Origin of the sequence: Enterobacter mori LMG 25706 (assembly GCF_000211415.1) — a bacterium.
Classification (GTDB): Bacteria; Pseudomonadota; Gammaproteobacteria; order Enterobacterales; family Enterobacteriaceae; genus Enterobacter; species Enterobacter mori.
Map to the genome: position 1 here is coordinate 27282 of NZ_GL890780.1, position 14579 is coordinate 41860.

The window sequence follows — 14579 nt, forward strand, 5'->3', positions numbered from 1 at the left end:
TTTTGTGCCCTCAATTTGTCCCGCTAAGTCTGATGCCAACTAATTAAATCCGAACCTTTTAGGCACCTTGTTAGGCACCTCATAAAGCTTTATTGTTTTTGAGGTGCCTAAAACTATGGAAACCCGGCAATGGCAAGACAAACCAAACCTCTATCCGTTAAAGAAATCGAATCAGCCAAACCCAAAGAAGCGGACTACGTTCTCTATGATGGTGATGGCCTTGAGCTACTCATCAAATCCAGCGGGAGTAAAATCTGGCAGTTTCGCTATATTCGCCCTGTCACCAAGAAGCGCGCGAAGAAGAGCATCGGCCCCTACCCATCAATTACCCTTTCCGATGCCAGAAACTACCGGGCAGAGTCTCGCTCACTCCTCGCGAAACAAATCGATCCACAGGAGCATCGGCAAGAACAACTTCGCAGTTCGCTGGAAGCCAAAACCAATACTTTCCAGCTCGTGGCTGAACGTTGGTGGAATGTGAAGAAGGCCAGTGTGACCGAGGACTACGCAGAAGATATCTGGCGCTCTCTTGAAAGAGATGTTTTTCCTGCAATTGGCGACGTCAGCGTTACAGATATTAAAGCTCATACACTAGTTCAGGCCGTCCAACCGGTTCAGGCCAGAGGAGCATTGGAAACCGTTCGTCGCCTGTGCCAACGCATTAATGAGGTCATGATCTATGCCCAAAACACAGGGCTAATTGATGCTGTTCCCAGCGTTAATATCGGTAAAGCATTCGAGAAACCGCAGAAGAAAAATATGCCCAGCATTCGACCGGATCAGCTACCACAACTGATGCAGACAATGCGAACAGCCAGCATTAGCCTTTCCACACGCTGCCTGTTCATGTGGCAACTTCTTACTATTACCCGCCCTGCCGAAGCGGCTGAAGCTCTCTGGGAAGAGGTTGACATAGAAGCACGAGAATGGAAGATTCCTGCAGCACGCATGAAAATGAACCGCGACCATACTGTTCCATTGTCAGATGGAGCAATTGCGATACTGGAGATGATGAAGCCGTTAAGTGGAAATCGAGAATTTATCTTTCCCAGTCGCATTAAGCCTACCCAGCCGATGAACAGCCAGACAGTGAATGCTGCACTCAAGCGTGCTGGCTTAGGAGGCGTACTCGTATCACACGGTTTACGTTCTATCGCTAGTACGGCACTCAATGAGGAAGGATTTCTGCCTGATGTCATTGAAGCAGCACTGGCTCATGTAGACAAAAATGAGGTACGTCGCGCTTATAACCGCAGTGATTACCTTGAGCAACGGCGACCGATGATGCAATGGTGGGCTGATTTTGTTATGGCTGCTGCTCGCGGAAGTATGATTGAGGGAGGTATGAGGGAAGAGCGTTTAGCGGGATGACGGATAATTAATGACAGTTGCGACTTTAGTAGTGGGCCAGATGAGAATTTATATTTCAAGCGAAAGCTAATAGTTTTAGAAATCAAGCTAATTAGCATAATATCTCTTAATTGAAGGGATATGGAGCCGCAGAAATAAATGAAGACACGGCAGTATGCGCAAAAATCAATCTTCGATCTGGAAGCAATCTTCGAGCAGTCCAGCAACAATGTTAGCGAACTTGAACAGTTGTTGAGCGAGCTAACCTTTCGCAACACTGCCAGGGCGCGGATGCTGACGGCTAAAATCGAGCAATCTCTATTTGCACTTAGCGGCCACAGCGTGGTCGCCATGTCGGCTCCCAGCCCATCAACACGCCATCCCGATTCGGTGTCCATTCAATCTTCTCGAGTTGTGCCCCACAATTCGCCTGCTGCGGAAGAGCAACTGCAACTGAAGGCCATCCCAGACTCTGCCATACGAGAGCAATTCGACAAAGACCAAATCGACCTTGGTCCGATCCCGTCTTTTTCTCCATCAGGTAAGGCGAATGATGCGCGAGCAATACTGGCAGCATGGACAGCCCTCGAAGCACTGTCGCCTCAAGGTTATAAACGCCCAGAGGATATGGTAACCGGCGACCGCTCTAGGGTTGCTCTATTGGAGCGAGGTGTTCCATGGGGACCAAATGCCCGCAGCAAGCCCAGTTATAAGCTTTATTTCGAGGTCGTCCTCGGCTCCATCGCTCTCGACAAGGCGACGGACGAGCTGGTCAAGGTTTTTGGCGAGGATGAGGAGCGTTCACGCCCGGACGGTAAGAAAGCGGCCATCGGCTCGATCCTGATCGACAAAGAAGGCTATGTGCTTGAGGACAAAGGCGTTGCCGTGTCCAGTTTTGCCTGGGCACTCAAGCCGGCTCTCGATCTGAAGCTTGGGAGTTTAGGGAATTGGCCGAATGTTGAGACGCGCATTATCGAGCATCTGGATCGAATGGTTCGCCACCACAACAAAGATGGAGAACCCATACCGATCGATCTGAATGTTGTTCATAAAGCTTATAAATGGCTTGTATCGCAGTTCAGTGTACCCGAGCATTTGGTTGAGCCACCCACATTCGCGATTAAGGTGTTTCATCATTTCAAGGCTAAGGCGCCGCCTGAACCTTCGTTACTGAATTCCTTCTATCTTGAAGATCTCGGTGAAGCAACCAAATTGCTCGAGACGGGCAAAGCCGGAACCGGTTTGCGCCGCTACATGGGAATTGGCAGACCTGACCAGAAAATCGACGTGCTATCGCCCATTTCCGCAGTTGAGCCGTTCGTCGCACCGTCGCTCATGCCGCAGGCTCGTTGGCCTTCGAAAGGCGGCCATCCACTGGTGTTGCTTCAACAGGCTGCCGTGAATGCGGCGCGTGCTGAGCTGAACGATGCTCCAGGTATCATCGGCGTCAATGGGCCTCCGGGAACCGGAAAGACCACTCTTCTCCGGGATATCGTCGTTGGATGCATTCTCGATCGGGCCACGGCGATGTCCGGCTTCAACAAACCGCAGGATGCCTTTTCCACAACAGGCGAGAAGCTGGCATTCGGTTCCAATGCATTCCTGCACTTCTACAAGTTACATGCATCCTTGAGAGGCCATGAGATCGTCGTAGCCTCCTCCAATAACAAAGCGGTCGAAAACGTCAGTAAAGAGCTTCCTCTCAAGGAAGCCAATGGTCGCCATGAACAGATCGCCTACTTCCGGTCCATCAGCGACCTGATTGCGAATCCCAAACGCGCCGGCTATTTCGAAGCCGAGGCCGAGGGGGACATCCCCTCCGACACTGTCGAAACCTGGGGGCTGATCGCCGCAGCTCTCGGCAAGAGCAGCAACCGAGGCGCGTTTCAGCAAGGTTTCTGGTGGAATGAAGACGGTGGTTTCCTTACCTACCTGAAAGCAGCTCGCGGCATAGATGTCATGCGTGAGATCAAGGACGAGCGAACTGGCGAAACCATCGATCGCGTGATGCCCAGCGTGGTTGTCAATGAGCGGCCCAGCACCAACGAAGCGGATGCTGCTGCGGCCTGGCTGAAAGCGCGAACCGCCTTTCTTAAACTTAAGGAGACGGTAGACGCCGAAATCGCCAGCATCGAAGAGATGCGACGGGATATCCAGGCGCTCAAGGGAGCGATCACCGAACTTCAAAGGGCTGAACAGCGTCGACCGAGTCTGAATGAAGCCGTCGAAGAGGCACACAAGACTGCTGAATCCTGCCAACGAGAGCATGAGAAGGCAAAATCGCAGATCGAGCAGGGCAAGATCATGCTCGAAAGCCATCTCGCTTGCCGTCCAGGTTTCTTCTCCCGTTTGTTTGCGACTGCGGCCTGGAAGTCGTGGAGATCGACACTGCAGAAGCTCTCGGCGACCTTGCAGCAATCAGTCATACGGGCGCAGGGGACGGACGGTGCCCTAGAGCTTGCAAGGGCTGAGTGGAGCAATACTGAGTCCCAGTTACAGCAACTCGACCAGGAAATTTCCAGCAAAAGTCAGGCTGTCTCGAAATTGAAGGCAACCGAGGCACAGGCACGAAACCGTATGGGAGACAGGGTCGTTGATGAGAGGTTCTTCGAGCGCGAGCACGAGGCTATCCACCTCACTGCGCCATGGCTTCCCGATGAGGTTCATCGCCTGCGAGAGGATCTTTTCGCCGCTGCCCTGACTGTGCATAAAACGTTCATCGATGCTTCGGCCAGCCGCTTGCAACACAATCTTGGGTTATTGATGTCAGGCATGGTAGCTGGTGCCTTCCAGTCTTCCGCTCACCGTGAACTTCTCCCCGACCTTTGGTCAAGCCTTTTCGTGGTTGTGCCGACCGTGTCCACGACATTCGCCTCTGTTCGGACAATGTTCGGGGATCTGCCACCAGAGAGCATTGGTTGGCTTCTGGTAGATGAAGCGGGCCAAGCCGTTCCTCAGGCAGCAGTTGGAGCTATCATGCGGGCAAAGCGCTCCATTGTGGTAGGTGACCCGTTGCAAATCCCACCTGTAGTTTCACTTCCTGAAAAGCTGAACGCCGAAATCTGCAAGTTCTTTGACATTGACCAAGTCGAATGGTCTGCCCCCGCAGCATCTACGCAGACCCTTGCTGATCAGGCATCGCGCTTCAAATCCACCTTCGTCATGGACGTAGGTGATCGAGAAGTCGGGCTGCCATTGCTCGTTCACAGGCGTTGCCAGAACCCAATGTTTGATGTTTCTAACTCCATCGCCTATGCCGGGCAGATGGTCCATGCTGTCGGGCCTAAAAAACCCGGATCTATCGGCTCGGCTTTGGGGAGATCTCACTGGGTGGATATCAATGGCGATGCTGAGACGAAGTGGTGTCCCGACGAGGGCGAAGCGGTTGTGCGAATGCTCAAAGAGCTGGCAGCATCGGGCATTACAAATCCGGACGTATTTATCATCACACCATTCAAGATCGTAGAGCAGAACATGCGTCGGCGTCTCGGCAGTGAAACTGATCTGCTGCGAACGTTCGGCGTAAAGCTGGATGAATGGTGCCGTGATCGTGTAGGCACAATCCACACGTTCCAGGGCCGAGAGGCGGACACGGCAATCCTGTTGCTGGGTGCGCCGAAAGCGAGTCAGCAAAGGGCGCGTCAGTGGGCGGCAAGCCCACCAAACATAATCAATGTAGCTGTCTCACGCGCCAAGCAAAACCTGTATGTGGTCGGCTCGGCTGCTGCATGGGCAGGGGCGGGAACTAGCCTTCAGGTCCTGCATCGGCAATTAGCGAAATCAGCCTAACAATCTCCGAGGTGGCCCTCATTATTGAGGGCTCATCGCGACTCATTTTTGGCTAACTTCAGTAATGGGCTGGCCGCTATGTGTTAAAAGCTGACATTGCTCACATAATAGTCAAGCAGTCACTTTACACCGCCCATCCAAGCTTGATAATTCTTACCGCTCCCCTTATATCCACACTGAGGAATAACCTCTGACATGGCTAAGGAGTATGATTATGGGGCTTAAACCTGGTCCAAAACCAATTGCAAAATCAACAGGAAAACCCGATCAACGCAGACGTGATAATAAGGATACACCCGGCAATACCCCAGGACTGAAACCAAGCAAATCAACTGGGAAGTAATCGTTCAAGGGTATGGAGAATTCATCTATACCCTTATCTCATCAAATCAGTCTGCTTTAACCCGTTTAGTGCCAGGAGCGGACATTGCTGACATAACTAATGTCTCATCCTAAAAGGCAGCTAAATACCACTGTATTGTTAAATTGCACTTCAGATTTTGTAACCGACCGCCTTAATGATAACATACTGTATAGGTTAACAAATTTGGCAGGAGTCAAATGTGGAATGGGAAGAATTTAAGCGTTCTCTATCAAATAGGGATCTGAATGGCTTGGACTCCGAGTTCACATTATCGACCAAGAAATTAGTGTCTATGTTTAACGCTGATGGCGCTCATCTCAATAAATGGTGGGTTATGACGCCAGTTGAGTGGATGTGTCCATGCTGCAAAAGAAAAAAATCAGAAATCGTGAGGTTGAATAAAAATAATTTTTTAACATGCCAACTGCATGAGCATCATGACCATATGAAGGAAGTCGTAAAATCGCTTTTCGAAGACATTTCAATAAGGAAAAATAATATCGTTGCAGATGAGCACTCTGAAAAATTCGCAATAAAAATAGCTTTTGCATTATCAGCTTATGACAATACAGTTATATGCTTTGATTGCAATAAAGCTGATGCGGATGCTAAGCGGTTGGTTCAGTGCCATAAATTCTTTTCTTTTTCTCCAAAAGAAATCTCCGAATTTATTTGCCTCACCCCAAATAGTGAACATCGAATTGATATTGAAATAGCTCGGAAAGTTTGGGCGAGATTAGAGTCAGTATTCAAGATACGCATGAATCTGGCTGAGCAATTTGCGACAATAGCGGCTGATAAACAAGACTGGTATCAACCTTCAAGCAGAACAGCGAAACAAACTGAGCGTATTGCCACTCATTTTTTTGGTATGAATGGCTTGTTTGACTTTGATAAGGTTGAACCGGAAAAATTGCTATATACCAGTGAACCATTTAAAGGAAAAGTCAATTCCTGGAGAAACAAAAAAAATCCTGTTGCTAAAAGGTCTCCTTTACAAAATGAAATTTCCCACCTTTCATCTACTAGAGGTAAGTACTGGAATAGATATGATGAGCAATGGTCTTGCCCATGTTGTAAACGAAGTAAATATTTCTGTGTCAGAGCATCTAAAAAGAACCCATGGATACTGGAAATAAAGAAAGTCCCATTATTTCAATCGAAAACTGGTGGCAATTACAATGATATAGCAATGTGTGCTGATTGCGTTGATTCTGCGATAAATTTAGGGCGCGAAATTATTAAAATCTCTAACTTACACACGTCGTTTCCTAGTTCTGTTGTTACGTTAGAGGAACTTTCTCAGTTTATAATTCCTCGACCACACTCAATGCATGCATTTCACAATCACTTAATTGATAAAATGCTACCATCAATTATTGAAAGATACAAAACCTCCTTAAACGGAAAAAACAGGTAAGCCAGATTGATAGTAACTTAATTACATTACTTTATTATACTCAACCCCATTTTATATTCACCAGGTGATATGCTATGGGGTAAATATATTTAGCGGATGCTGATTGTAAAACACCATTATTAAATAAAGGCTCTGTCATCATCGATATGTGGTCATGAAAACCCGCTTAAACGCATTTTAAATAATTATTAGAAATTGATCTTTATTAATGATTGAAATTTTCCCCATTACACCATATGAAATATTGAAAGTATATTCATTGCTTCACTATAAATGGCGTAACATAACTAAAATACTCAGATTGAGCAGTTCGTCTAATATCCCAGCGTTTCGCATCAGCAGGACGTTCCCGTTGATCTGCATGAGTTAAAATCAAACAGTTTTTTGCACGCGAGACCCCCACGAAGAAGGCGCAGCGATTTTCATCTTCGTTGCCAAAAAATATTTCATTTTCAACCGCCATGATTATGACAGAGTCGAACTCCAGTCCTTTGCTTTTATGAATAGTGAGAATCCTTACGGCTTGATCATCAGCAAATCTCCCTAATGCGCAAGGTAAATCTGATTCAATTTTAATCAAATCTTCAATTCGTGCTTTAGTATCACGAACGACCTCCAGTAAGCGTTCGCGTGATTCATAATCGGGTGATAGCGCGACAAGTGTTTCAGAACCTACATGTTTTAAAAAATCTCTGACGAATCGCCACCTTCCAGAATGAGGTGAGTCAGTTTTTCTGGCATCGGACACTTCTTTGCGTTGCTTTTTTATCAACTGATCAAGGTCTTTTCGTACGCTTGACTGGACCTCTTCATCTGCAAAAGGTATGAGCTGATTCATCAATCGAATCCAAGACTTAGGCTCTCGCTGTCCGTACAGACAAGACAAATAATCTACGATCAAACGAGCGGCTGGTTCGACCGTTATATCTTGCATATGCTGCTCATTACGGTATGGAATTTTACGCGCTGCTAACTCTGCCATAAGGTGACCTGCATATAGATCCAACTGTTTAGAAACTAAGACTGCAATTTCTGCAGGAGGTAACTGTTTTGTATTTATCCATCCATTTATCAAATCAGCCAAATAAATGGCTTCTTTCTGACCATCCTCAAAACGCCATGCATAAACCTCACCTCCCTTGCCATCCAATTGTTCATCTGCCATGACAGAAGAAGGATCTAGTTTGCTAATTATTTTGTTCTGAACCTGCAGTAAAAGTGGTTTAGAGCGGAAATTGCGATACATGTTTAGTGATACAGCATTAAAATCATTAGCAAAGGACTGGAAAACACCATCCAATGCACCAGCCCAAGCCATAATTTTTTGCTTGGTGTCACCTACAGCGGTGAGGCGAAGACTAGTCCCCAGGAAAGCAAGCTTAACCAAATCATATTGCAAATTAGTGCAATCTTGGAACTCATCCAGAAAAATATCGCTGTAAGTTTGCCGAATTGCATTACGGGCAATTTTTGAACTTTGTAATATTTTGATTGCCAACGGAACTAGGTCACCGAATTCTATTTGAGTCCGAGAAGGGCCATTTTTCTTGTCAACTATGGCATAGCCTGCATCTAGAGCATCCCTACCTGTAAGTATCGGTCTGAAACGATCAATGATACGCTTGGCAAATGCATGGAAGGTATAGCTATCAAAACGCGAAGCTAGAGCAGAACCACACCGCCGTTCGACGCGCTCTTTCAAATTTCTGCTAGCATCAACCTTGAAGGAAATCGCCAGAATTCGTTTTGGGTACCGACATGTTCCAGTACGCAAAAGGAAATCCGCTCGTTGTGCAAGCATTTCGGTTTTACCAGCCCCTGGCCCTGCAGTGAGCGCAAGGCAACGATCACTCTCCTTTGCTGCACGTAATGCATTTGGTTCAAGTGTCAGCCCATCAGCGGGTTGCCATTCTTCAACGGCAATCATTCTGGTAACTCTGCCAATTTGGCAATAACTGCATCAGCAAGTCTGATTAGTGACTCAGGCATTTTTGCAAGTAACTCGTCATCATTTAACTTGGCCAACGCATCTATATGTGCAGCTGGTTTACTGCCAAGTTTGAAACTTTGATGATAAGTGACAAATAACTTTTTTTCTTCTTCGTTATATTGGGTCGAATCGAAATAGCTTTTACCAAGCACCGCTTTAATAATTGACTCATCTGGCTCTTCTTCAGCAACACCATACGCTTCGGGATACGCCAAAAGCATAGAAAAATCCAAATCCATTGGAGAGGAAAAAAATATCGATCTATTCTCGAGTTCAACAAAAATGTCATCAGCACCACCATTAAAAAAATGGTGGGTTCGCACAGGCGACGTATTGTCATTCCATTTTGGAATTGGCCAGTCAGCAGGAAGTTCTTTGCTTGGCTCAAACACAGCAAACTGAGCATTGACATATTTAATCCGTCCCCAGCCTGCTGCATAGCGGGCTACATCCAGATCAAGAAGCGTCAAATACGGAATTTCCAACGCTGAAAGTAAACGCCCAAAAATGATTGACATGCCGCCCCCCTAGAGGTGCTATCGTGACTGCAGACTCATCAACTGGCGCGCCTTTCGCCTGAAACAAACGTGGCAATACAATCTCTTCACTATCGCCTTCGCCGAGCACTACCAAGCGTGAAAAATAGATCTCTGGAAATGCCTGGACGGCTTCCCGGACAAATTTGTGTGCATCATCAGTTTTCTCTGGCAATTTGATACAGGTTACCCGTGTATTTCGAGTCTGAGTTAACCGAAGATATCGTATTAGCTCAGGAGCAACACGACGCAACATTGTGGGAGCATGTGTAGCAATGAGAGCTTGTGCATCCGCACTTTTCGTCATGATATTCAGGGCATTGACGATGCGTCCTAAGTAATGTGGAGAAAGACTATTTTCTGGCTCCTCCAAGGCGACCAACGTAAACACCGGTGGGCGTAGCTTATCGGGATCAAAGGATATATCTTCCTCCGCTAGCACAGCTCTGCCAATAGCTTGAGACGATAATACTAAAGAAAGGTAAAGCATTGACTTTTGGCCATCACTCAACCGCGAGAAATCAACAAGTGAATCATCGTGCCCTGGTGTAAAGGAAACGGATAAATGCCGCAGCAGTGCTTCAATCTCAGAAGCAACAAATGTGATTTTAGGATCAGCGAAAAATTTTCCCTTGTGAAGGGTGGTCCAGGTTGTTTTTAATGTTTCACTAAATGCATTTACTGAAGGGTTTGCAGCAAGGCTGTTGCTTATTTGATCGGTCAATTGTTTAATTGTATCGCGCTCAGCATCCCAACGTACCGCACGAAGCAAACGGCCGAGTAAAGCATTCGTGCCGTAAGTAATATGGTCAGCAGGATCACGTCTGGCAGGCAGATAGTGGACTTGAATATGATTACGCTCAGACCGGGGAACCTGTGCGGTATTAAGAGGCGAGCCATCAGCATTGATATCAAGAACATACATTAAGGTTTCATCAATATCTCCATCAAGTCCTATCGTAGCCGTGAGGCGAAAACGCACTCGTGGGATACCTTCTGGCTCGTCCAATCGCATATGGCCAAAATGAGGTGCTATGGTGCTATTATCCTCATCACCTGCAAGTTCGGGAAATAAAAAATCGGCTTCTATCCACAACTGGCGCTCCGAAGGAACCTCTACCTCATCAAAAGGGACATGGAAATCTGAACGTTGGAGGCGTCGCAATGTAGGGTCAAACGCAAAGAGTCGGCATAAAGCCTGTAGTGCAGCGGTTTTACCTGAACCATTAGGACCAATTAAATAAGTAATATCTTCTAAGCCCAGTTCAGTTGGTTCAAGACCAAAAGACTGAAAACCTGATAACCGAATTGTTTCCAGCTTCATTCTACCCCTACCTTCAGCTCCTGCTATCGACTAAATTAGCCATCGAGCCTAGTTGTTGTCAAAATTGAGATACCCTCTATTTAATTATCTCATGTGGAAAATATAATTAATTGATCTTATTCACAAATATCCTGCACATGGCTGTTTGTTTACTAAACGTGTGAGAGTCCGTTCCTCGCTCAAAGCAGACCTTATGACCTCGATTTCTGGCAGATCCGAGCCAAGAGCAAAAATTAATATCATCAATCGGCCTCAAGCTTAAGGGGAACATCTCCCCCTTTTTATGTAACCAGTTTACTGAAGATGTTCTTTCAGCCAGGTACACGCGCCTTCAATGTCATACGCTTTTTCCCCAAATCCTTTCGCAAGCAGAAACTCTGGTAAATATTCATCATATTTATCTAAGTACTTTTCTGGAACATTTACAGCAAGATCAAACGCTGAGGGCAAGCCTGACTGCAGCAGGTCTTTAAGGGCCTGTTGAACAGAAGTGATACTTGAGCCGTCAATTTCTATAACTCCAGCCAATGAATTAGCTTTAAAGCCACAACGTATGAGCAAGGCTGTAATCGTATTGACAACCTTATCTCCCATCCATGGGAGGATGTAACAGTATTGGCCGCTCGTAAGAAAATACTCATTTTGCAGGTTATAACTCTGGAAGTTACGGCTGCCTTCCGCAAATAGGCTTCTGGCGGCAGAATCGGCATAATCTACTCTCTTGCTACCTATTGCTATGCGGTAATCACCTTCCCTATAGATAGCGAGCATTTCCTGACGAACGGCATCATGAACAGACATTCCCCCCCCACTAAATTGTGGTGGCTGACCGCCTTTGGTCGCCTCTACATAGATAACTTTTTTCTCTGTCTCGATCTCTGTCACTCTCCAGCGCCGCCCACCGAAGATGATGTGTTGATCTGGTAGCAGTGGGGAGTCCACAGGCACTGTTCCAAGGGTTCTGTTTCCGGTGACAATGCGGAACTCTTCTGGTGTGTTGAACACGGCATAAAACGTGTAATGGTTAGTCAGTTTCTCCCCCTCTGCCCCAACAACCATTTCTCCACTAGCGAGTTGAGTGAGCAGGCCACATGCCCCCATATGTTTAAGCAGGCTTTTGAAATCGCCTATATCCACATTACGGAACGGGCCTGTTTGACATAGCTGCGACCAGAGTTGATCGGCACGAACTCCGCCCCATTGCGCGGTAATTGCAAGAATCTGGTGTAGCAGCGTGGAGTAATGCATCTGCTGGGAATCGGCAGGCTCAAACCATTGTTTAGAGATCATCAATCTGATCATTGCCATCGACTGGACCAAATGCAGCCGTAGGTGGTCAACGATACTGCTAGTCACAGTGAGCTCATTTTCTGTAATTAGCATTCTTAGAACTGATGGGGAGTCGCGTCGCCCAGAACGTCCCATACGCTGACGCAGACTGGAAACAGTATGCGGAGGCGTAACTTGGATAACCGACTTAACCTTACCGATATCAATTCCCAACTCAAGCGTCATTGTACAAACAGCTGTTGTGGGCAAATTTCCTTTCTGAAGACGAGTTTCAAGCGCTTCCCGCAATTCCTTGGCAAGGGAACCATGGTGGGGAAAGAATTCATTGGGAACAATATGTTCCTCACACATGTCGCTCAGCGTGGCAGCAATGCTTTCAGTCCGCTTTCGACTGTTTGCAAAGACCAAATGAGAATCGCCACGGCAAAGTCTAAAAATGTCAGCGCAAACGTCATGTTCAGCTGAACTCTGAAGTTCTTCTTCTTTTTGGAGCACTCGCTCCAGATAACCTTTGACCTGTACCTGAAGAGTGGCCTCGCTCTTACTATCTGTAACAGTTACGCAGGGTAGTCGTTTGTCCGGGCGCAAAAGTTCGGGTACTTTCTCCAGTTCCCCAAGCGTGGCACTCAACGCAACGCGGGGAATTGGATTTACCTGGCGTCCTAGCACATGGTCAATTCTATTGAGCAGAGAAAGCAGCTGTACACCACGCTCTGAGCCAATGAAAGCATGAAACTCATCAATAACGATGTATGCGACTGACGAAAACGCCTGTTTGAGCCAGCCCATTGAATTTATGAGCAAAGACTCAAGTGACTCAGGTGTAATCAGTAAAATGCCAGCAGGGTTTGTCCGAGCCTTCTTCTTTTTGCTTTGTGGTACATCCCCGTGCCAAGGAGTCACTGGCATTTCCAATGCATCTCCAAGGCTCTCAAGACGACGGTACTGATCGTTAATCAATGCCTTCAACGGACTGATATAGACGATGCCAAATCCATTAGTGAGATCTGCAACTGCCGAACAGGCAGGAAGAAAGAAAGCCTCTGTTTTACCGGCTGCTGTGCCTGCACTGATTAGCACGTCTCGATCACGGGCTAAAATTGCCGGGATAGAACTCTCCTGCAAGGGCCTTAATGTAGACCACCCCTGCTTGTAAACCCACTTACGGACGCGGGGATCGAGACTATCATAGGCACTGCTCATAATTTGAAGTTCGCCAGTCCGTCGTCGTCATCGCTTTCCTCTATAATGACGTCATCCATTTCGCTGGGCCTGTCCTCTTCAATCGCCACACCCTCGATTAGTGTTTGCCAGTTCATCGTTCTGTTTTGTTCCAGCACGGCCAGCATGTCCAAGAAACCTTTTATGGTATTACGGGGGGTACGGAAGTAAGCGTCTCCAATGGTTTTACTACAGTGATGCAGAAATCCAGTCAGTGCCTCATCTGGAACCAGATAATTCTCTGGATCTCCGCCTGCATAAACATGACGAAGATTTCTCAGTAAAATATACAGTTCCTCAGGGGTGAGGCTGGCAAGATGCAAAGTGGGAGACGAGTAGTCAATCACTCCTGCTTTTTGCGCGAACCGATTTTCCGCCAGACGTGATTGGAGCGCCTCATAGCTGTAAAGACCTTTGCGCGGATCGAAAAGGAACTCTGGCGTCCCCCCGAGGATAAAACCAATATTCTCGGCTGAGCCTTGCAGGCAGTCATTCAGGATCCGCAAAATCTGTTCGTAGTTCGCTGTTCTTGCTTGCGTATTATTCAGTTTAAAGAGGTTCACCATTTCGTCGAGGCTGACCAAAAGACCGGCATAGCCTGCCTGGCGGACAAAAAGGCTCATCAGCTTCAAAGAGTCATAGAATGAAGCGTCTGAGATAATAGTCCGAACGTCGAGATCGTTACGGGCATCAGTTTTAGTGGTGTACTCTCCCCGCAACCAGCGAATAGCATTGGATTTTAGTGTTTCGTTATCCTGCTCATGCCCGCGCCAGAATGAATCAATGACCTTCGCAAAGTCATATCCGCCGACCATATCTGATAGTGCTGCCAGGCGTTTATGAATAACTGATGAAACCTCGGAGCCGTCCTTGTCAGCTTCCTTCCTTGCCTCCGTAACGAATCTTTCAACAACGCTAAGTAACGCATTACCATCCAGCTTGTTTCTGGTGGACATGTTTTTCATAAGCTCAGAATAGAGATTACGAGCCTGACCTCCCGATGAGTGAATGCGTCTGTCAGGAGAAAGGTCTGCACTGATTGACACCAGCTTCTTCTCTAGCGCAATAGAGCGCACAACACTCAGAAAGAACGTTTTACCAGAACCATATTCACCGATGATAAGTCTGAAGCTTGCACCACCGTCAGCAATCCTCTCAATATCCTGGTGGAGAGCGGTGATCTCATTCACGCGGCCAACCTGGATATGCTGAATGCCTATCCTTGGCGTTACACCTGACTTAAGTGACTGAATAATAGCGTCGCGTTCTTTCACTCTTATACGTGTTACAGACAT

At 47.0% G+C, this 14579-nt stretch carries 8 protein-coding genes; 3 read left to right on the forward strand and 5 right to left on the reverse strand.

Features of this window, described 5'->3' with window-relative positions; all coding sequences use genetic code 11:
- Window positions 1–129 precede the first annotated feature (129 nt).
- From ENTMO_RS0118335 to ENTMO_RS0118345, 3 genes are all read left to right on the forward strand, one after another.
- Window positions 130–1371: an integrase gene (locus tag ENTMO_RS0118335; RefSeq protein ID WP_010434168.1), complete on the forward strand. Its 1242-nt coding sequence runs from the start codon at window positions 130–132 to the stop codon at window positions 1369–1371.
- A gap of 138 nt (window positions 1372–1509) precedes the next feature.
- Entirely contained in the window at window positions 1510–5139 is a 3630-nt protein-coding gene (locus ENTMO_RS0118340) for a DEAD/DEAH box helicase (protein ID WP_010434169.1), read from the forward strand.
- A gap of 563 nt (window positions 5140–5702) precedes the next feature.
- Entirely contained in the window at window positions 5703–6923 is a 1221-nt protein-coding gene (locus ENTMO_RS0118345) for a hypothetical protein (protein WP_010434170.1), read from the forward strand.
- A 256-nt stretch (window positions 6924–7179) separates the two neighbouring features.
- Here ENTMO_RS0118345 and ENTMO_RS0118350 read toward each other — a convergent pair whose 3' ends face one another.
- The 5 genes from ENTMO_RS0118350 to ENTMO_RS0118365 form a co-directional block, all read right to left on the reverse strand.
- The gene (locus ENTMO_RS0118350) at window positions 7180–8850 is read right to left on the reverse strand and encodes a UvrD-helicase domain-containing protein (RefSeq protein ID WP_010434171.1); all 1671 of its coding nucleotides are present in this window, start codon (window positions 8848–8850) and stop codon (window positions 7180–7182) included.
- On the reverse strand, window positions 8847–9431 hold the full coding sequence (locus tag ENTMO_RS26720) for a toprim domain-containing protein (protein ID WP_237702341.1): 585 nt from the start codon (window positions 9429–9431) through the stop codon (window positions 8847–8849). The genes ENTMO_RS0118350 and ENTMO_RS26720 overlap by 4 nt, the downstream gene beginning before the upstream one ends.
- The gene (locus ENTMO_RS24315) at window positions 9370–10773 is read right to left on the reverse strand and encodes an ATP-dependent nuclease (RefSeq protein WP_237702342.1); all 1404 of its coding nucleotides are present in this window, start codon (window positions 10771–10773) and stop codon (window positions 9370–9372) included. The genes ENTMO_RS26720 and ENTMO_RS24315 overlap by 62 nt, the downstream gene beginning before the upstream one ends.
- 294 nt (window positions 10774–11067) lie before the next feature.
- Window positions 11068–13266 (reverse strand): DEAD/DEAH box helicase, encoded by a 2199-nt coding sequence (locus ENTMO_RS0118360; protein ID WP_010434172.1) that lies wholly within the window; start codon window positions 13264–13266, stop codon window positions 11068–11070.
- Window positions 13263–14579: an ATP-binding protein gene (locus tag ENTMO_RS0118365; RefSeq protein ID WP_010434173.1), complete on the reverse strand. Its 1317-nt coding sequence runs from the start codon at window positions 14577–14579 to the stop codon at window positions 13263–13265. Before ENTMO_RS0118365 ends, ENTMO_RS0118360 begins: the two co-directional genes overlap by 4 nt.